The organism is Sphingomonas sp. SP5 (genome assembly GCF_058313455.1).
The window spans coordinates 595,704-615,948 of record NZ_JBZFLF010000002.1 but is presented as its reverse complement, the minus strand read 5'-3'; the positions used below and the strand labels follow the sequence as shown (position 1 = coordinate 615,948).

The following is a 20,245-nucleotide window of genomic DNA, read 5'->3' as shown; positions in this document are numbered from 1 at the left end:
GCGAGCGGACAGGGAGAGGATGCCACCATGAAGAAGTTCGAGCTGCTTGCCGCTTCCGCCGCCGTATCCGCCTTCGTCATGCTGGCAGCGACTCCCGCCGCCGCGCAGACCGCCGATACCACGTCGGCACAGAATACGGCACCCACCAACGGCCCCGGCCAGAACGCGCCCTCGGACGCGCCGGTCGCGGTCGACAACGGCGATATCGTCATCACCGCGCAACGGCAGTCGCAACGCTTGCAGGACGTGCCGATCGCGGTCAGCGCCTTCACCGCGCAGAACATCGAGAAGCAGCAGATCGTCAATCCGACGGCGTTGCAACAGACGCTGCCCAACGTCACCTTCACCAAGACGAACTTCACCACCTCCAGCTTCACGATCCGCGGCATCGGCGACCTGTGCGTCGGCGCCACCTGCGATCAGGCGACCGCGGTCCACGTCAACGACATGCCGCTCACCACGACGCGCCTGTTCGAAAGCGAGTTCTTCGATCTCGAGCGGATCGAGGTGCTGCGCGGCCCGCAGGGCACGCTGTTCGGGCGCAACGCGACATCAGGCGTGGTCAATTTCATCACCGCCAAGCCCGACCTCAGCGGCGTCCACGCCGCCGGCGAGTTCGAATATGGCAATTACGATTCGAAACGGGCGCGGGCGATGTTCAACCTGCCGATCGGCGATACGATCGGCATCCGCGTCGCGGGCACCTACCTCAACCGCTACGGCTATACCCGCAACACCTACGACAACAGCCGCATCGACGGCCGCGACCTGTACGCGGTGCGCGGCACCCTGTCCTGGGAGCCGTCCAGCGACACCCGCGTCGACCTGATCGGCTATTATTTCCGCGAGAAGGACAATCGCAGCCGCATCCAGAAGCAGCTCTGCCATCGCGATCCGACCGGCGTGCTGGGCTGCCTGCCCGATACCAAGGCCTATGAGACGACCAACGGCCTTTCCACGCTTGCCGCCGTGCTGACCTCCACCGAATTCTTCCGCGTCAACAATGCCGCGCTCGCGCCGTTCGCGCTACAGAGCCTGTATGGCGCCGATCCCTATGCCGGCGTGGTCAACCCCGCCGACGTGCGCACCGTCCGCATCGACTACAATCCGACCTATTTCGCCGACGAAGAGCAATATACCGCCAAGATCTTCCACGATTTCGGGCCGGTCAGCTTCAATTTCACCGGCGGCTATGCGCGCAACTCGGTGGACAGCACCACAGACTTCAACCTCGCGGTGGAGGCGCCGCTCGCCGGCAATCCCGGCCTTGCCGCGCTCAACGCCTTCGGGCGCACCGGCAGCCTGGCGCCCTTCCTCAACGGCGTGCGGCAGGCGCTGATCCCCAACGGCCCGGCGGGCGGCATCTGCCAGTCGGCGGCGGACCCGAACAATCTCGGCGTCTATGGCGGCAATGCCATCGGCTGCTTACCGCAGAGCCTGGATTTCGATCGCTCGCGCATCGAGAACCGGCAGTTTTCCGCCGAAGCCCATATCGACAGCCAGTTCGATGGGCCGTTCAACTTCCTGATCGGCGGCATCTATCTCGACAGCCTCAGCCGCAACAACGACTATTTCGTCAACGCCTTCGGGCTCGATTACGCCTCCGGCATCCTCGGCGCCGGATCGTCCGCGGCGATCCCCGGCGTGGGTGGCGCCGCCTTCCTCGGGCCGCCCTTCTACCGCAACGACACCAAGCGCTTTCGCCTGAAATCCTACGGCATTTTCGGCGAGACCTATTTCGAATTCAGCAGCCGAGCCAAGCTGACGCTCGGCCTGCGCTACAATCACGACGACAAGTCGGTGCAGGCACGCAACCTGACGCTCAGCGTGTTGACCCCGTATAGCGCCGCGGGGATCGAGAACGGGCTCAATTATGCCGCGGTCGATTTCGATCCGACCACGCCCGGCATCCAGGACTATGCACGCCGCAGCGTGTCGTTCGGCCGCCTCACCGGCCGCGCCGTGTTCGACTTCAAGATCGACGACGACAAGCTGCTCTACGCATCCTATTCGCGCGGATATAAATCGGGCGGCATCAACCCGCCGGTGGCCGCGAGCTTCTCGGTGCCGACGACCTTTGCCCCCGAACAGGTCGATGCCTTCGAGATCGGTTCCAAGAACACCTTCGGCAACGGCGCGCTGCGCCTCAACCTCACCGGCTTCTACTACAAGTACAAGGGGCTACAGCTGAGCCGCATCGTCGCGCGGACGGCGGTGAACGACAATGTCGATGCCAATATCTACGGCGTCGAGGCGGAGGCGGTGCTGATGCCGATCCCGCGTTTCGTCGTGAACATGAACGCCAGCTACCTGCATAGCGAGATCACGGGCAACAAGGCGCTCATCAACCCGCGCCTTCCCTCGGGCGGGCGCACCGACACCGTCATCATCAAGGACATCACCAACGCATCGAACTGCGTCGTCATTCCCAATGCCGGCGGTGCGGCGGTGGCGAACGGCTTCGTGACCGCGGTGAACCAGGCGGTCGGCCTGCGCGCGCCGACGGCGATTTCCGGCACCGGCACCACCGGCGCCTTTGGCATCTGCTCCGTCCTCCAGGCGCAGGCCGCCGCGACCAACACGCCGGTCACCGTCACCGATGGCGTCGCCGTCGGCCTCAACGGCAATGCGCTCCCGCAGGCGCCGACCTACAAATGGGCGGTGGGCGCGCAATATACGATCGACATGGCGGGCGGCTGGTCCGTGGTGCCGCGCGCGGACCTCAACTATACCGGCAATTTCTCGGCAAGCGTCTTCAACCTTAACATCGACCGCGTGCCGGGATACGAGGTGGTGAACGCGCAGGTGCAGGTCAACGCGCCCGACGACCGCTTCTACCTGCGCGCCTTCGTGCAGAACCTGACCAACAACGACGCGATCACCGGCCAGGCGGTGGCGGATCAATCATCCGGCCTCTACACCAACATCTTCACGATCGAACCGCGGCGCTACGGCGTCGCGGCCGGCTTCAAGTTCTGAGCCCGCAACCTTCGGGCCTCCGCTCGATTGATGCAGGACAACCAGCAGGAGACGGACGATGACGGACCTCAAGAAGGGCGACGAGGTGACGTGGAAGAGCCATGGCGGCACCGCGCACGGCAAGGTCGAAAAGAAGCAGACGAGCGATACGCACATCAAGGGCCATACCGTCCGCGCCTCCCAAGACGACCCGCAATATATCGTAAAGAGTGACAACGGCGGAAAGGCGGCGCACAAGGCGGACGCGCTCAAGAAGGCGTAACGATTCATCGCCCGGGCTGGACCGGGCGCCAACAGGAAGGAATGCGATGGCTACTGCACCCAAGACCGGCGGAATCCACGCCCCCGTGCAACCCTCTGCCGAGCTCGGCGCGGTGGTCGGCAACGAGAAGCTGCCGCGCAGCCAGGTAATCAGCAAGGTATGGGACTATATCAAGTCCAACAACCTGCAGAACCCGGAGAACAAGCGCGAGATCCTGGCCGACGACAAGCTGCAGAAGGTGTTCGGCAAGGACAAGGTCACGATGTTCGAGATGAACAAGTACATCTCGCAGCATGTAAAGGCCTGAGGACCAGACGCGGTTCCGGTCGGGAGCATCGCGCCGCATCGGCCTGCGATGCTCCCGACAGCAGGCTTCGCCTACAGATGGTTCGGCGCAGCGCCTCCAGAGCAAGGTAGCGCCGGGTCGATCGCCCCTCCCCCTTGGCCCTGATCCTGTCGAAAGGCACGGCACTCATCGTGCCAGGACAAGCTCAGCACGAACGCAGGGGGGCTGATCCTACCGTATTCCGGGCATCGTCCGGCGGAGGCCTCAGCGCGAGCGCGCGGGCACGAACGGCAGAGCGATCGCCGACAGGATGATCATCACCGCCCCCGCGGCGACATACAGCCAGAAACTGATCGGCCGCACGGTCAGGCACGCGCCCAAAGGGCGCTCCCCATCGAAGAATGTTGCATGTCTATCTCCCCACCGGAGTGATCCGGCCCCATCGGTACAATGCGTTTGTTGCGGCCGTTTTGCAATCGCCGCCGACGTTCACGGCTCGCGGGGTGGCACGGCGGGAGCAACGGGGGGAGGCCCGGACCGCCGTACCGGACCTGGAAATGGGTGCGCCATGCCGCAAAAACAAGCCGCTAGCCCAAGCGCACCAGCGCCCCCGGCAGCATCGCGCGACGCACCCGAACACCTGACGTCCGCCCTGATGGCGCGCACCCCGTAGGGAGCGAGGTCCTCGGCGCATCGGCCATCATGGCGGAGGGAAACGGTGGTGACCCCGGCGCGATTCGAACGCGCGACCTACAGATTAGGAATCTGGCGCTCTATCCGGCTGAGCTACGGGGCCAACACGTGTCGTGATACAAGCCGTGCACGAAAGGGTCCAGCGTCAGTTCGCCTTTTCGGGCGGCACCACCGGCAGGGGTAGCGGCGCGAGGGAAACCCCCTCCTCCACCAGGGCTTTCGCCTCGGCGAGGCTCGCCTGTCCGTGGATGCGCTGGGTGTCCTCTTCGCCGGCGTGCATCGCGCGGGCGCGGGTGGCGAAGTCGTTGCCGACCCATTGCGATCCTTGCAGCGCCTTGGCCTGCACCTCGGCCAGCTGGCGCAGCGCATCCTTGATGCGTGCCGGCGGTGGCGTGTCGTCGCGCTGGTTGCCCTTGGCAGGGATGCGGGGCGCCATCACCGCCTTGGCGATGGCGGTGTCGCCGCACAGCGGGCAGGCGACCTGACCGGCGGCGCATTGATCTTCATAGGCGCCGCTCGATGCGAACCAGGCTTCGAAGACGTGCCCTGCTCCGCATCGCAGATCGAAGACGATCATGCCCGGATGACCGGCGGGATCGGCCGGCGGTGCGTCAGCACCGGGATGCGGGCGCGGACCTCGTCGATGCGCGCGAGGTCTATCTCCGCAAAGCCCAGGCCGCGTCCCTCGCCCATGTCGAGCAGGATGTCGCCCCAGGGATCGACCACCAGCGAATGGCCGTAGGTCGTACGTCCGTCTTCATGGGCGCCGGCTTGCGCCGCAGCGACCACGAAGCAGCCGGTCTCGATCGCACGGGCGCGCAGCAGCGCATGCCAATGCGCTGCACCGGTCGGGCGCGTGAAGGCGGCGGGCACGGCCAGAATATATGCGCCGGCGGATGCCAGCGCCGCATAAAGGGCAGCGAAGCGCAGATCGTAGCAGATCGACAGGCCCAGCGCGCCAGCCGGCGTATCGACCACGATCGCGCCCTCTCCCGGCGCATAGGCCGCCGATTCACGCCAGCTTTCGCCGGTCGGCAGATCGACATCGAACAGGTGCAGCTTGTCGTAGCGGGCGCGGATGGCACCGGCAGGATCGATCACGAAGGCGCGGTTCGCCAGCCGGCCATCCGCGCGCCGCACGGCGAGCGAGCCGAGATGAACCCAGATGCCTGCCTTGGCCGCCGCCTCGCGCACCTCGGCGAGCACGCGATCGTCCGCTTCGTCATGCAGGAATGCCGCAGCGCGCGTGCGGTCGCGATCGAGCAGCCCGGACATTTCGGGCGTGAACAGCATCACCGCACCATTGGCCGCCGCCGCCGCGATGCCGTGGCGCAGATCGGCGCCGTTGACGGCGGGGTCGATCCCGCTGGTCATCTGCAGCAGCGCGATCCTCATGCGGCGAGCAGCGGATCCAGTCCCCCGCGGGCGTCGAGCGCGGCGAGATCGTCCGAGCCGCCGATGTGCCGGCCGTCGATGAACACCTGCGGCACGGTGGTACGGCCGCCCGCTCGCTGGATCATCTCGCCGCGCTGCGGCCCGCCCAGCGTGATGTCATATTCGACCGGCTCGACGCCCTTGGCGGCCAGCAGCCGCATCGCACGCGAACAATAAGGGCAGAATGCCTTGGTGTAGATTTCGACCTTTGCCATGCAGGGGAAGTGTGGGTTCGACCCGCCCTTGTCAATCGAGGGGCGTCGATGTCCATCCATCGGCCGCATCGTCCTCGCCGGGGATCACGCGGGCCCAGCACAGGATGGTGACCGACGCCGCACCTGCGGCGAGCAGGGCGCGCGTGCACGCCGCCGCCGTCGCGCCGCTGGTGTAGACATCGTCGATCAGCCCGATCGACCGGCCGCGGATGCGGCCAGCGTCGGTCACCGCGAAGGCGCCCGCCACCGCACGGCGCCGGCCGCGGCTGCCCAGCCCTTGCAGCACCACGGTACGCCGACGCCGGACCAGCACCAGCGGATCGTGGTCGATCCCCGTCCGCCGCCGCAACGCCGCGGCGATCGGCGCCGCCTGATTGTAGCCACGCGACCAAAGCCGCCAGCGGTGGAGCGGCACCGGCACCAGCAGGTCGAGATGGCGCGGTACCGATGGCGCGATCCGCTCCGCCATCGTCGCCGCCACGCCGATGCGACCACCATATTTGAGCTTGAGCGCCAGCCGGCGCGCCACCGGTCCATAGGCCACCGCGGCCCGGACACCGGCATGGCGCGGCGGATCGGCCAGGCACGCGCCGCAGCGCGCGCCCTCGCCGCGATCATGCGCGAACGGCAGGTTGCATCCCGCGCACCATGGCGGCGCGATCAGCCGCAGCCCGCTCCAGCAGGTCGCGCAAAAGCGATGATCGGCGGCGACCGGCATGCCGCATCCCGGGCAGCGTGGCGGCAACGCCAGGGCGGCGATATGCCCCGTCGCGCGGCCAACCCATGCCGCCAGCCGCCGCCCTGCCCCGTTCCGCCCCATGGGCGCTTGTCGCGCGCGGGCGGCGCGGGCACAAGCCGCCGGTGACCGCCATCAACGCTCCCGCCGATATCTTCGACCGCAACGCGCGCCGCGCACGCCGCGACCGTGCCGCCGCAGGCGATACGGCCGCCCATAGCTTCCTGCGCGATACGATGGTGGACGGGTTGCTGGAACGGCTGGGCGCGGTGAAGCGCGATTTCTGCGAGGTGCTCGATATCGGTGCGAGCGACCGGACGCTTGCCGTGCCGGGCGCGCGGATCGCGCATGTCGACGCCGGCTTCCGCTTCGCCCGCCGCACCGCTGGCGTGCAGGCGGACGAGGACCGGCTGCCGTTCGCCGACGCGAGCTTCGATGCGGTGCTGAGCGCCGGCGTACTCGATCAGGTCAACGATCTGCCCGGCGCGCTGACGCTGATCCGCCGTATCCTGCGGCCCGACGGGCTGTTTCTGGGTGCCTTCCTCGGCGGCGGCAGCCTGCCGGCGCTGCGTGCAGCCTTGCGTACCGCCGAAGGGGAGCGCCCGGCGGCGCGGCTCCATCCGCAGATCGACGTGCGATCGGCGGGCGACCTGCTGATGCGGGCGGGCTTTGCGTTGCCGGTCGCCGATATCGAGACGATCGACGTCCGCTACGCCAGCTTCGGCCGGCTGCTCGATGATCTGCGCGGCATGGCGGCGAGCAACATCCTCGCCGGCCGATCGGGACTCACCCGTGGCACGCTGGCGCGTGCGGCAGCCGCCTTCGCGGCAGCGGCGGATGCCGATGGGCGCACCACCGAACGCTTCGCGATCGTCTATCTGACCGGCTGGTCCCCCGATGCGTCGCAACCGCAGCCCGCACGGCGGGGCAGCGCCACCGCCTCCCTGGCTGCCGCGCTCAGGCCGCCGCAGGATTGATCGGCCGCAAGGCATAACGCGCCGCGGCAATTGCCGCAGGCCTTTCCCGTCAGACCAGCATACCGCCATCGGCGTCGCGCGCCAGGATGCGGCCCATCGCTTCGAACAAGGCGTCCATCGCCACGGGTTTGAACAATACCTCGTCCGCCCCGGCGGCCATGCAACGCTCGCGCAGGTCGAGCGCGGTATCGGCGGTGATGACGATGATCGGCACGCTGCCCTTCGCGTCCGGACGGGCGCGGATATGCTCGATCGCGGTGATCCCGTCCATGCCGGGCATGCGCAGGTCGATCAGCAGCATGGCGAAATCCTGGGCTTCCAGCGCCGCGAGCCCCGCCTCCGCATTCTCCGCTTCCGTCATGCTGGCGCCTGCCACATCCAGCATGTCCCGTACGACGCGCCGGTTCATCCGATCGTCCTCGATGAACAGCACGTTCATCGGCGAGCCATCTGTCGTGGAGGAGATTGGGGCCTGAGCATGGGCTTGCGTCTACGCTTCATGCCGCCTGCGATACAAGCGCCGCGTCGCGTGGCGGGTAGACGGTTGCGACCAATGACGCACCACTCACCGGTTTGATAACACAGGTGAGGTTATCGACCGCTGCCAATGCCTCGACCTTCGCATCGCTGCCGGCCGGCCACAGCACGATCGTGCGCGCTGCCCCGGCGGCATCGCTCAGGCGGCGGGCCGCTGCCAACGCATCGTCGGGGGGCAGCACGGCCGCATCGACCAGCACGCCGGCGATACCGCCCTTGGCGAGCGCCGCCTCCGCCTCCGCCAGCGAAGCGGCGAGCGCGATCTCCTCGGCATGCGGCAGCATCAAGGTCTTGAGCAGACTGCGCGTGATCGGATTGCGATCGACGATCAGCAGGGGCGGACGCGTGGCGGCCTCGCCGCTCGTCTGCTCCGCCTCGGGCGCGGCGATCAGCGGCAGGTCGACGGTGAAGCGCGAGCCCTCGCCGATGCGGCTCGTCACCGCCACGTCCCCGCCCATCGCGCGGGCGAGATTGCGGCAGATCGACAGGCCGAGCCCGGTGCCGCCGAACTGCCGCGTCGTGCTCGCATCGGCCTGGCGGAACGATTCGAAGATCTCTTCGCATTTCGCAGGTTCGATGCCCACGCCGGTGTCTGCGATGACGATGCGCAGACGATCGCCATCGGCCGACGCAGCGGCGCTCAGCGTCACCGTTCCCGTGGTGGTGAACTTCAGTGCATTGGACATCAGGTTGAACACGATCTGCCGCAGCCGCGCGCAATCGCCGACGATATGGTGCGGGCAGGCGCTGAGATCGCGTTCGAAGGTCAGCCCCTTCGCCTGCGCCTGATCCTCCCACAGCCGCGTCGATTCCGCGAGCATCGCGGCAAGATCGAACGGCGCCTCTTCGATGACGAGGTTGCCCGTCTCCATCTTGGCGACGTCGAGGATGTCGTCGACCAGCGCGCGCATCGTCACGCCGGCGCTGTGCACGACGGTCAGCCGTTCGCGGGTGGCATCGGCGACGCTGTGATCGGCCAGCATTACCTGCGTCATGCCGAGGATGCCGTTCAGGGGCGTGCGGATCTCGTGGCTCGTCGTCGCGAGGAATTCGGTCTTGGCCGCCAGTGCCTTGCCGAGCGCGGTGTTGGTGACGGCGAGATCGTCGTTGGCGGCGCGCACCTCGTTGCGGCTGCGGCGGATCGTGATGAGCCCAAAGCCGAGCAGCGCGACGACGATGGCGGTCGCCGCCGCCGCGACGAGGAAGATGGTGCGCTGCGTATGGGCGCGCGCCTGTTCGTACGCCACGCTGCGCCGCGCCTCGTCGCGCTGCAGATTGGCGATCTTGAGTTCCTGGTTCGCGAAGTCGAACCGCGCCGCCATCAGCGCCGCGCCCGTCGAGCGGGCCAGCGTCGTCGCTTCGTCATCCAGCCGCTTCAACGCGACGAGATGCTGGAGGGCGAGGTCATGCTCGCCGGTCGCCCGGTAGATCGTATAGGCGGTGCGATGCGCCTCGCGGTCTATCAGCGTGGATTTGGAGAAATCCTCATCGGGAAAGCGCTCTCCGATCAGACGCGATGCCTGTCTCAAATCTCCTTTCTGGTAGGCGGCCCTCGCGGCAAGCGCGATCAATATCTGCCGATACTCTCCACCCTCGCCGTTCGCGGAAAGCGCTAAACCCAGGTTGATGGCGCGCTCGGCGCCTCGCACATCCTGATCCAATAAACGCGCTTCGGCGATGTTGCCGAGAACCAGCACGCGCAAAAGCGAACTGTCCATACCTTGCGCCAACTTCAAAGCGTTGCGGAACTGAATTTCCGCTTCATGGTACCGCCCAAGATCCTTCAAGGCGTTACCTCTGTTATTCAGAAGGGTCAAAGAAAGCATAGGATCCGACCGGTAGGTCGCCATTGCCTGCTCATAGTAACGCAAGGAATTCGCATAATCATTCGCGACGCCGTAAAGTGATCCAATCGCCTGCAGAGCCTTGGCCTGACTGCGAGTCTCTCCTAGCTTCTGAAATATCGTGTAGGCATGTTGGTAATCAGCGAGTGAATTCGCAACCTTTCCCTGTTGCGCATTGATCCAACCACTTGCGAGGAGCGCGTCTCCTTGCAGTTTCGATCCCGGCGCCAGCCGGGTCGATATCCGAACAGCGCGCGCTACGAGGGGTTCTGCACCCCTCACGTCGTTAAGGCGCATCAGCGCTTCACCCCGCAGCCACAATGCGGTGCCCTTCATCAACGAACGCTCTGCGGATGGGGGCCGGCGGTCGGCGAATCGCGCCGCCTCTTGGGCTTTCTCTACGCTTTTATGTGGATCGCTCAGCATCGCCGCGCGGGCGTCGGCAACGAGTGCGTCGAATTGGCCTTGAACGCTCGTAGCGCTGGCCGTTGATGCTGCGCAGAACAAAGCGGCCAGCACCAGCGTCACGCTCCGCACGACGGCTCGAGCACTTCCCATCATTGCCACAGGCCTCAGCGGCCGCGTCGGTTGGCGGCAAACCCCGCGAATGCAGCCAGCGGATCGGGCGCCGGCGCACGGTGTCGCCCTTCATCGAGATATTGGATGAAGGACTCCAGCACCACCGGACGGCTGATGAGGAACCCCTGCACCATGTCGCAGCCCATCACCGTCAGGAGCGCGAGCGCGGCGTGGGTTTCCACCCCCTCCGCCACGACCTCCATCTCCAGCGCATGCGCCAGATCGATCGTCGACCGGACGATCAGCGGATCGCGGTTCGAACTGGTCAGCTGGGTGACGAACAATTTGTCGATCTTCAGTTCGCGCGCGGGCAGCTGCTTCAGATAGGCGAGCGACGACAGGCCGGCGCCGTAATCGTCGATCGCGATCGTGATCCCGAAATCGGCGAACGTCTGAAGGTTGGCGATGGCGCTTGCCGGATCGCGGATGACGGATGTTTCCGTGATCTCGAAGCCCAATCGCGCGTCGCTGCCCCCGACCAGATCGCACGCTTCGCGCACGAAGGCGTCGTCGGCGAGCAGCTGCCCGGCGATATTGATGAACAGCCGCAGATCATGTCCGCGCGCAGCCAGATCGCGCTGGTCCGCAATGGCGCGGCGGATCGTCCACAAGGTCATGCGGTCGATCAGATGACATTCCTCGGCCACCGGAATGAAATCATTGGGCATGACGAGCCCGCGCGTGGGGTGGCGCCACCGCACCAATGCCTCGGCACTGGTGATCTCCTGCCGGCGGACATGCACCTTGGGCTGGTAATGCAGGACGAGCTGGTCCTGTTCGATGGCCGTGTCGAGTTCCCGCGCGGTGCGGACCGTATCGAGTCGCGCGCGGGCCGGCACGGCGTGGGTGATCGCACGATACGCGATCCGCGCCTCGGCCAACGCCGATTCGGCCTGCTCCACCAGGGCAACCTCATCGACATGTGCATCGGGCGCGGTCGCGCCGCCGAACGTCAGCGCCACGGTCATTGTCTGGTCGTCGACGGTGAACGGCTGCTGGAACGCCCGCTCGATCCCCTCGATCCGCTTGTCGATCGCCTCGGCGTCCGTGTCGCGGAAACAGCAGGACAATTGCGTTCGCCCGAGGATTGCGATGCTCGCCATCGGCGCGACCCGGCCGATCCGTTCGCTGACCAGGCTGGAGAGCAAGGCGGATCGCTCGCACCCCAGCCGTCGCCGCAGAACGGCGAAGTTGGCGATCTCCACCAGCAGGTGAAAACGGAAGGCTTCGCCTCCCGAAACGGGCGGTTCGCCGCGAGGTTCGGCGAGTCGGGTTGGCACGGAGTCCGGGCGGGGCGCGGCAGTCATGACCGCCCCGGCTTACCCACGAGGATTGAAGATAAAATTAATCGTGCGGCCACCCTGCCAACCGGAGGGATCGACATTGTGACATGCTTAATTTTCCGTTAAGGTTAACACGCATCCTTGAGGTGCCACGATAAGGGAGATCAGCATGTACGCATTTTTCGCAGAGTTCCTGGCGGCCATCAGCGTCAACATTCCGCCTTGGTGAATGCGACCCGGCTCGGATCGTCGCCGATGCGAGCGTCTCTGACCTTCCGCAGCGACGTCCGAGCCGATTTTCGATGATGGAATAAGGAATGGTGCACCGCTCCGGCGGTCACTCATAGCTGACCGGGATCGACCTTTCGGTCCGTCAGGCGGCCAAGGAACCAGGCTGAGGGCCTGGATTGCTGAACACCATATCGTCATCCACCGAGCCCAGCCTGAGCGCCAGCACATCGAGCGCGTAATTCTGGTTCAGCTTCCACGGTTTGCGAGCACCCTGCCGGGGCAGCATATGCTCGGCGCGCTGGATGTAACCGGACGTGAAGTCGACGAACGGCTCCGTCGCCATATCCGCATCGCTGTTCTGCGGCGTGGCCTGCCGCATCCCCCGCTTCTTCATCGTGTTGAGCAAACGGCAGACGTACGTCGCCACCAGATCCGCCTTCAGCGTCCAGGACGCGTTGGTGTAGCCGAACGTATAGGCAAGGTTCGGCACGTCGGAAAACATCATGCCCTTGTATTGCAACGCCTTGCTGAGATCGATCGGCACGCCGTCCTTGCTGAAGCGCACATCGCTCAGCAGCTGGAGCTCGAGCCCGGTCGCGGTGACGATGATGTCGGCGGCAAGCTCCTCGCCCGAGGCCAGGCGGATGCCGGACGGGGTGAACCGCTCGATCGTGCCGGTCGCCACCGCCGCATCCCCGCGCTTGATCGCCTGGAACAGGTCGGCATCCGGCACTAGGCACAGCCGCTGGTCCCAGGGGTTGTAGCGGGGAGTGAAGTGGGTGGCGACGTCATAGTCGGGACCGAGATGGTCGCGAACCATGCCGATCAACCGCGCCTTGAATTTTTCGGGACGTTTTTTGGCAATTCGATAAAAGAGCATGCCGAGTAGCACATTCTTCCACCGCGTCACCCCATAAGCCGCCTTGGCGGGCAGCTTGGCGCGCAGCCAGTTGGCGACCTTGTCCTCCGCCGGGCGTGAGACGACGTAGGTTGGGGACCGCTGCAGCATGGTGACGTGCGCCGCCTTCCGGGCCATCTCCGGCACCAGGGTGACGGCGGTTGCGCCGCTGCCGATCACCACCACGCGCTTGCCCGCATAATCGAGATCGTCCGGCCACAGCTGCGGATGGACGATCCGCCCGGCGAACTGCTCGGCACCAGCGAATTCGGGCGTGTAGCCCCTGGCGTAGTTATAATAGCCCGAGCACATGCACAGGAAATTGCAGGTGAAGGTCAGCGGTTCGCCATTGGGGCCGGTCGCCTCCACCGTCCAGCGCGCATCCGCGGTGGACCAGGCGGCCGACACGACGTGGTGGCGAAAACGGATGTGCCGGTCGATGCCGTAGGCGCGCGCCGTCTCCTCGACATAGGCGCGGATCGACGGACCATCGGCGATCGCCTTGGCGTCGGTCCAGGGATGGAAGCCGAAGCCCAGCGTGTGCATGTCACTGTCGGACCGGATACCCGGATATCGAAACAGGTCCCAGGTGCCACCGATCGCCGCCCGCCCCTCCAGGATCACATAAGAGCGATCCGGGCAGCGGGTTTGCAGATGATATGCCTGCCCGATGCCGGATATGCCCGCACCCACAACGACCACGTCGATATGCTCGGCCATCGGCCCCTCCACCATACCCGTTATTCGGTTTCGTGGAGAGACCTACCCTAATCCGCCTCAATAGTCTTTCGAATATTTCAGGCGGGCGTCCGACCCACCCTGCGATCCGGTCGAGGTGAGCAGGCTGAGCGACTTGGTCAGCGCGATCTCCAGCTGCGTCGCGGTGAAGCCGCGGGCATCGGTCACGATCTCGACGTAGATATTGTCGGTGATGTACTTGCCCGCGGCGAGGCTGGTGCCACGCCCCGTCGCCTCATCCGCGCCGAGCACCCGCAGCCGGTCGAAGCCAGTCGCCGAACGCAGCTTGCCGAGCGGGTTCAAGCCGCCACCCGAGCCACGCAGCGAATTGAGCGCGCTCGCCAGCTGGATCGCCTCCGTCGCCGACAGATTTTCGGGATTGGTACCGAAGAGCAGGCGGCTGAGCACCTCGTCCTGTGGCAGCGCCGGCGTCGAAGTGAAGGCGATCTGCGGCCGTTGTCCGGTACCGGTGATCGCGATCACCGCGGTGATGCCGTTGACCGTGGTCTGCGCCTGGATGTTGATATCGGGATCGGTCATCGCGCCGCCACGGAAGCGGATGGTGCCCCGGGTGACGTCGAACCGCTTGCCGGCGAAGGAATAGGTGCCGCGCACCAGATCGAGCCCGCCGCTGATCGTCGGAGCCGCAGAGGTGCCGCCGATCTTGAGGTTCATCTCCCATTCCGATTCGAGGCCCATGCCCGACACGAACAGCTGGTTTTCCGCGCTCACGGTCAGGTCGAGCTTGATGACGCTCACCGGTGCCGGCTTCGGCCGGTCGGTCGGACGCGGCGTGACGATCTGGCTCTTGCGCCGGACGCCGGTCAGCTCCGGCACCTCGGCCGAACCCTGGCGGATGATCTCGTACCGCGCGTTCGGCACGGTGAGATTGCCCTGCAACAGTCCGCCGTCACGCCCATAGGTGAAGCGAATCGTGCCGGACGTGGTCGCCGCCAGCGCATCGCTCTTGGCGAGCTGCGCGTCGTTCAGCGTCGCGCGCAGATCGATCGGGAAGCCGCTTTCCGACGCGAGGCCGACGGTGCCCTGAGCCTGCACCGTGCCGTCGCCGGCGCGCGCCGACAGGTTGGTGAGTTCCAGGCGATCGTTGTTAAAGCGCGCTGCGATCTTCATCTGCGACAGGCGGGTGCCATAGGTCTCGTTGTCGTAGGTGAGGTTGTCCGCACGAATCAGGCCGTTGAGCTGCGGCGCAGCGATGCGGCCGGAGAAATCGGCAGCGATCGCGATCGGCCCCGACAGCTGCTGGTTGGGCAGCGCCGCCAGGCTGAACAGCACCGCCGACGGGCCGTTGTAGCGGATGCCGCCGGAGAGCGGCGCCTGCATCAACCGCGTCGTCCACGATCCCGCACCTGGCGGCAGCGGACGCAGCGTCGCGAGCATGCGGCCGACGGTATCCGGGCCCCGCTTCACGAGTGCCCGCGCCTCGCCGCCATCCGGCAGCAGCCGCCCGACGAACTGCACGTCGACGGGCTCCGACACGGCGGCAAGGCCGGTGCGCTGGAAGTTGGCGATCGTGAGGCGCGCATCGGCCTGAGGAATGGCGCTGCCCTGCTGGCGATAATCGAGGCTGCCGGTGACCGCGCCCGAAAGGCCGAGGCTGGGCATGAACGCCGACAGCATCGACAGGTTGAGCCGATCGAGCCGCGCCTGCGCCGCCGTGACGCCGCCGCCGAACGAGCCCGCCACGCGCGCCGAACCCGCCGTCGGCCCCTGACCGAAGTCGATCCGCGTCGGAGCGAGCCGGTAGGTGCCGGACACGTTGCTGATCCGTGCCGGGTTGGCGGTACGGAACGGAATGCCGTTCGCCTGCCCCTGCGCGGCCACCAGGTAATTGTCCGGCGACAGGCGGGCATTGACCGCCAGGCGCAGCGGCACGCCGCTCGATCCGGTGAGCACGGCCTGCGCCGTACCGCGGCCGCCGGCATAGTTCACCTTCGCGCGCATCGCCTCGATGACGAAGCTGTTGTAGCGCGTGTCGGCAATCTGCACGTCGGCGACGACCTGCGGTGCCTTGGGCAGCATGACGACGCTGGCATTGACGATGGCACGGCCGATGGTGAAGTCCGACTGGCCCGGGATCGTCGCGTTATAGGCGCGCGCCGCAACGTCGGCGCGCTGATAACCGCCCTGGTCCGCGAGGCGGACATTGCCGCTGATGCCGCGGCCGGCGAATTGCAGTGCGCCCGCAAACGGCCCGGCCGGAGTCGCTGCGATCCGCCCGCTGCCGGTGATGCCGGCGAAGACGACCCGGTTGACATCCACGGTCAGCCGCGGGATCGGCCGCACCAGCACGTCCGCGGTGAACGGCCCGTAGTTGGTGCCGCCGCTGGCGGTGACCGCATAGGCGCCGTTGCGGCCGACCACCCGCGCATTGAGATCGACCAGACCGACGCCGACACCCGGGCGCGGCGCGCGGAGCACCACCACGGGCGCAGTCGCGCTGCCGGTCACCCGCGCGGTGAGCGGGCCATATTGCGTCGAATAGGCGTCCGCGCTGACCGCCACACTGCCGTTGGCGGGATCGAAACGCCCTTCGCCGCGACTGATGCGGAATTGGGGCGCATTCATCCTGAGGTTGCGGAAGGTGACGATCCCTTCCGGGCTGTAGCCGATGTTGCTCCGCACCACGGCGTTGCCGCCGAGGAAGTTGCGGACGCCGCTGTTGAACAGCTGCTTGGTTTGCGCGACCACGCGGCCGGTGATGCCGAACCCGCCGTTGGCGCCGGGTACCAGCTTGGCATCGGTCGACAGGTTGAGGATGCCGATGCTTTCCAGCCGGTAGTTGTTCACCCGGCCCTTCAGCGCACCGGTATAGCGGCCGGTGGCGGTGTTCGCCACGACCACCGCGGTGGCATCAATGTTGTCCGACCGGATCTTGAGATTGTCCGACAGGATGTTCGGCATCGAGATGGCGAAATCGCCCTGGATGCGGACGTTGTTGGCGAGGCCGCCGACCGCGGCGTTCAGCCCGGTGACGCGCCGCGCACGGGCATTGACCGGCACCAGGATGCGGTCGCTGTTCACCCGCGCCAGCCCTTCGGCATACACGTTCTCGACCGTGGTCGTGCCGAAGCCGATGGCGGCGGCGGTGACCTTGTAATCCACGGTCGGGGTCGCGAAGGCGCCATCGAGCACCACCCGCGCCATGACATCGCGACCGGTGAGGTTGGGTGCGATCGCGCCGGGCGTCAGCAGCCGCGCGTTGACCGCGAAATTCCCGAACCGGCTGTTGGCGAGATCGAGCAGGCCGCCGGCATCCACCGCCAGCGCGTCGGACTTCAACGTCAATCGCGTGTCGGCCTTGCGGTCGTTCAGCGTGGTGTCGATGGCGAGATCGAGCCGTGGCGCGGTGAGGCGCTCGACGGGGCCCTGCAGATAGAGACCGGGCGTCGCGAAGCCGCGCACCTCGATATGGCCGTTACGCGCGGTCACGTTGAGATCGGCGAGCTGCCCTGCGCCGAGCGTCGCCGCGGCACGTCCCTGCCAGGCCTGCCAGCTGCCGCGGCCGTCGACCGTAGCGGTCAGCGGCGCCTTCAGCGAGGCCATGGTGGCGACGACGCCGCCGACCGGCGCATTCAGCTTGAGGTCGACGTCGAGCTTGTTCTGCTCGGGCACTGCATCCAGCTTCAGGTGCAGCGTATCGCCGCCGGCGACGCCCGCGCCCTTCAGCGCGGCGGCATCGGTGACGAGCTGCGCGCGCCGATCGGCGATGTGCACCTTGCCGTCGATGCGCACGATATGCGTCTGCCCGGTCACCGGCTTGGCCAGCACCAGCCGGCCGACGTGCAGCCGGTCCACGTCGATGTCGAGATCGGGCAGCAGCGGTGCGTTCGGGTCGCTCGGCGTCTGCTTCAACTCGGGCCGCCGCGCGAGCGTGACGAGATCGGTCGACAGCGAACGCACGTCGACGTGATTGTTGATGAAGGCGAAGGGCCGCCAGTCGACGGCGAGCTTCGGGCTGGTGAGGAACACGCCCTTGGGATCGGCGACGCGCACGTCGCTCAGCACCATCTGGCCGTAGAGCGAGCCGTCGATCCGCCCGACCTTGATGTTGAGGCCGGATGCGGTCGTATAGCCGCCGATGCGATTGGCGACGAAGCGGCGGCCGGGATCGGTGTTGATCCCCAGCACGACGATGCCGACCAGCAGCACGAGGCCGAGTATCAGGAACAGCACCCATTTCAGGATGCGCTGCCACAGCGGGCGCTTGACGACGACGGTGTCGGTCGTCTCGGTTGCCGGCGTATCCTGCGCCATCAGAATGCCTGCCCGATCGAGATGTAGAGGGCGATCTTGCCATCGCCCGGCCGCGGATTGAGCGGCGTCGCCACGTCGATCCGCATGGGTCCGAAATTGGTGTAGAAGCGGCCGCCGATGCCGGCACCGAAGCGCAGGTTCGATGCGGTCGGCAGGCTCGATTCATAGCTGTTGCCGGCATCGAGGAACGGCACGATGCCGAAATTGCCGAACCGGTAGCGCGCCTCGATCGAAAATTCGTTGAGGCTGCGGCCGCCGACCGGATTGCCATCGGGATCGAACGGCCCCAGCCGCTGATAGCCATAGCCGCGCACCGACCCGCCGCCGCCGCCGTAATAGCGACGCGATGGTGCCAGATCGTCGCGCGAGATGCCCTGGATCGACCCCGCCTGTGCGCGACCGGCGATCACCAGGCTCTGGGTCGCAGGGTAATAGAAGGTTCCCTGGATCATCGTACGGACGTAGGGGCGGAAGGCGCCGCTGACCGAGGCTTCCGGGCTGACGTTCAACTGCAGGCGATACCCGCGCGTCGGGTTGAGCAGGCTGTCGGACGTGTCCCATTCGACCTGGCCGGGCAACGCCGCGATGCCATAGGTGCGACGGACCGAACGTCCCTGCGTGAAATCGTAGACGCTTTCATTCGTCCCGACGAGTTCGCCGCCGTAGTAATAGGTGAAGCGCTTCTGCCAGATCGGCGTGGACGCGTAGCTCCAGCGCGCCGACAGCGTACCGGTATAGGCCTCGAACGCGTCGTAATTGTTGTGGTTGGCGGCGGCGATCACGGTGAAGGTGCGGTCGCGCTTGCCGGCGTTGGAGCGGCGGAAGGTGCCCGACACGCCCTGTTCCTGCGTACCGGCGACGATCGATCCGATTAGCGCGCCTTCGGGCGGGAACAGGTTGCGGTGCGTCCAGCTGCCCTCTGCCTTGAAGCCCTGACCGGTGGAATAGCCCGCGCTTCCCGCCAGGCTGCGTTCCGGTCCTTCCGTCTGCCGGACGAGCAGGTCGACAGCCTCCGTCCCGTCGGGATTGGTGCGGCCGGTGCGCTGCGGCTCGACGGCGATGCTGGAGAACAGCCCGGTCGCGACCAGCGCATCGCGCAGATCGTCGGTCTTGCGGCTGTCGTAGAGTTCGCCCGTGTCGAAACGCGGGAAGACGTTGAGATGGTCGAGGCCGAAGACCGGATCGCCCGTCGTCGTCAGCTTGCCGAAGCTGGAGCGCGGACCGGTATCGACCGGCAGGGTGTAGGCGCCCGTCGCCTTGGCCGACACGTCGTCGAGCAGGATGTCGCGCTCCCCGACCTTGACGAAGGGGTAGCCGCGCTGCGGCAGGACCAGGCTGACGTTCGCCTCGGCACCCTGGATGCGTGCCGCTTCGATCGGGTCGCCGACCTTGAGCGGCAGGTTACGGGTGATGAGATCGGGCGGCGTCACCGGCTGCGCGTCGACGGTGACCGACGACAGGCGGTACAGGCGGCCGGGTGTAGCGGTGACGATCGCGCGCAGCGTGCCGGGCTTGTTGGGATCGGCGGCGTTAGCGACCGGCTCGATCACCGACACCGCGGTACCGTCGTAATAGCCGAGCGACTTCATCAGGCGGACGGCCAGCGCTTCGTCTTCGCGGGCGCGGGCGGCGACCTGGGTGGCGTTCGCCGCCTTGCCCTTGCCGTCTTCCAGCGCCGAGAGCGACTTGAACTCGCCCTCCAGATGCAGTGGCTCAAGCCCCTTCAGCACGGTTTCGTAGCGGATCTGCGGCGCGTTGGCGGACTTGATGTCGGCCTCGGTCTGCAAAGGCACCGTGTTGAAGGCGCTCAGCGGCGTCAACGGCTGGGCGAGTTCCGGGTTCTCCGGCGTGGCGGGCGGCAGGCCGTCTGCGACGGTGCCGATCGGCTGCACGGTCTGCGGCGGTACGGCTTGGGGCTGCGCGGATTGGGATTGGACCGGCGTTGCGGCTGGGGTGCCCGCCTGCTCTGCCGGCATCGGCTCGAGCGGTGCGTTGATGTCGCCGCTCAGCGGCGGCAGGGCGGCTTCGAACTGAGCCTCGGGAACGGTCGGCGCGTTGCCCGCGGGGTCGGTCGGATCGGCGGCGGTGGTTTGCTGGGGCCGCGCCTCATCCTTTGGCGCATCGGGCCCTTGCGCAGGAGCTTTGCCCTGCTGCTGGTTGAACTGTGCAGACGCGGACGCCGACGCGACGAGCGCGAAGGCGAGCCAATAATGTCGACCAGTGGATACTCGCACGCGTTCTCGTTCCCCTCTGCGGAAGCGTTCGCGTTCGAATTCAC

The 20,245-nt window shown here is 66.7% G+C and carries 14 protein-coding genes and 1 tRNA gene; 4 read left to right on the top strand and 11 right to left on the bottom strand.

The window, feature by feature from the left end:
• The first annotated feature begins 27 nt into the window (after positions 1–27).
• From AC4GY7_RS06775 to AC4GY7_RS06765, 3 genes are read left to right on the top strand one after another with little or no spacing between them, the layout of a single operon-like run.
• A complete protein-coding gene (locus AC4GY7_RS06775; RefSeq protein ID WP_491112672.1) occupies positions 28–2,979 on the top strand; it encodes a TonB-dependent receptor in 2,952 nt (983 codons plus the stop codon).
• 58 nt (positions 2,980–3,037) lie between these two features.
• A complete protein-coding gene (locus AC4GY7_RS06770) occupies positions 3,038–3,241 on the top strand; it encodes a hypervirulence associated TUDOR domain-containing protein (protein ID WP_491112670.1) in 204 nt (67 codons plus the stop codon).
• A gap of 46 nt (positions 3,242–3,287) precedes the next feature.
• Complete coding sequence (locus AC4GY7_RS06765; RefSeq protein ID WP_443584790.1) at positions 3,288–3,548, top strand: SWIB/MDM2 domain-containing protein; 261 nt, start codon at positions 3,288–3,290, stop codon at positions 3,546–3,548.
• A 698-nt stretch (positions 3,549–4,246) separates the two neighbouring features.
• Here the strand turns inward: AC4GY7_RS06765 and AC4GY7_RS06760 are convergent.
• The 5 genes from AC4GY7_RS06760 to AC4GY7_RS06740 form a co-directional block, all read right to left on the bottom strand.
• Positions 4,247–4,323, bottom strand: a tRNA-Arg gene (locus tag AC4GY7_RS06760).
• A gap of 42 nt (positions 4,324–4,365) precedes the next feature.
• A complete protein-coding gene (locus AC4GY7_RS06755; protein WP_491112669.1) occupies positions 4,366–4,797 on the bottom strand; it encodes a DUF1178 family protein in 432 nt (143 codons plus the stop codon).
• Complete coding sequence (locus AC4GY7_RS06750; protein WP_491112668.1) at positions 4,794–5,615, bottom strand: carbon-nitrogen hydrolase family protein; 822 nt, start codon at positions 5,613–5,615, stop codon at positions 4,794–4,796. Before AC4GY7_RS06750 ends, AC4GY7_RS06755 begins: the two co-directional genes overlap by 4 nt.
• Complete coding sequence (gene grxC / locus AC4GY7_RS06745; protein ID WP_443584787.1) at positions 5,612–5,869, bottom strand: glutaredoxin 3; 258 nt, start codon at positions 5,867–5,869, stop codon at positions 5,612–5,614. Before grxC ends, AC4GY7_RS06750 begins: the two co-directional genes overlap by 4 nt.
• A 31-nt stretch (positions 5,870–5,900) precedes the next feature.
• The gene (locus AC4GY7_RS06740; protein ID WP_491112665.1) at positions 5,901–6,689 is read right to left on the bottom strand and encodes a ComF family protein; all 789 of its coding nucleotides are present in this window, start codon (positions 6,687–6,689) and stop codon (positions 5,901–5,903) included.
• A gap of 41 nt (positions 6,690–6,730) precedes the next feature.
• Between AC4GY7_RS06740 and AC4GY7_RS06735 the strand changes: the two genes are divergently transcribed.
• Entirely contained in the window at positions 6,731–7,582 is an 852-nt protein-coding gene (locus AC4GY7_RS06735; protein WP_491112664.1) for a class I SAM-dependent methyltransferase, read from the top strand.
• 49 nt (positions 7,583–7,631) lie between these two features.
• Here AC4GY7_RS06735 and AC4GY7_RS06730 read toward each other — a convergent pair whose 3' ends face one another.
• The 6 genes from AC4GY7_RS06730 to AC4GY7_RS06705 all read right to left on the bottom strand — a co-directional run bounded on the left by AC4GY7_RS06730 (position 7,632) and on the right by AC4GY7_RS06705 (position 20,201).
• On the bottom strand, positions 7,632–8,021 hold the full coding sequence (locus AC4GY7_RS06730; RefSeq protein ID WP_443584784.1) for a response regulator: 390 nt from the start codon (positions 8,019–8,021) through the stop codon (positions 7,632–7,634).
• 58 nt (positions 8,022–8,079) lie between these two features.
• Entirely contained in the window at positions 8,080–10,491 is a 2,412-nt protein-coding gene (locus AC4GY7_RS06725; RefSeq protein WP_491112662.1) for an ATP-binding protein, read from the bottom strand.
• A gap of 44 nt (positions 10,492–10,535) precedes the next feature.
• Positions 10,536–11,849, bottom strand: coding sequence for an EAL domain-containing protein (locus AC4GY7_RS06720; protein WP_491112661.1), 1,314 nt, complete (start codon positions 11,847–11,849; stop codon positions 10,536–10,538).
• A gap of 349 nt (positions 11,850–12,198) precedes the next feature.
• Complete coding sequence (locus AC4GY7_RS06715) at positions 12,199–13,674, bottom strand: flavin-containing monooxygenase (protein WP_491112659.1); 1,476 nt, start codon at positions 13,672–13,674, stop codon at positions 12,199–12,201.
• 57 nt (positions 13,675–13,731) lie between these two features.
• Positions 13,732–17,967, bottom strand: coding sequence for a translocation/assembly module TamB domain-containing protein (locus tag AC4GY7_RS06710; RefSeq protein WP_491112658.1), 4,236 nt, complete (start codon positions 17,965–17,967; stop codon positions 13,732–13,734).
• On the bottom strand, positions 17,967–20,201 hold the full coding sequence (locus AC4GY7_RS06705) for an autotransporter assembly complex protein TamA (RefSeq protein WP_491112657.1): 2,235 nt from the start codon (positions 20,199–20,201) through the stop codon (positions 17,967–17,969). The genes AC4GY7_RS06710 and AC4GY7_RS06705 overlap by 1 nt, the downstream gene beginning before the upstream one ends.
• Between the last annotated feature and the right edge of the window lie 44 nt (positions 20,202–20,245).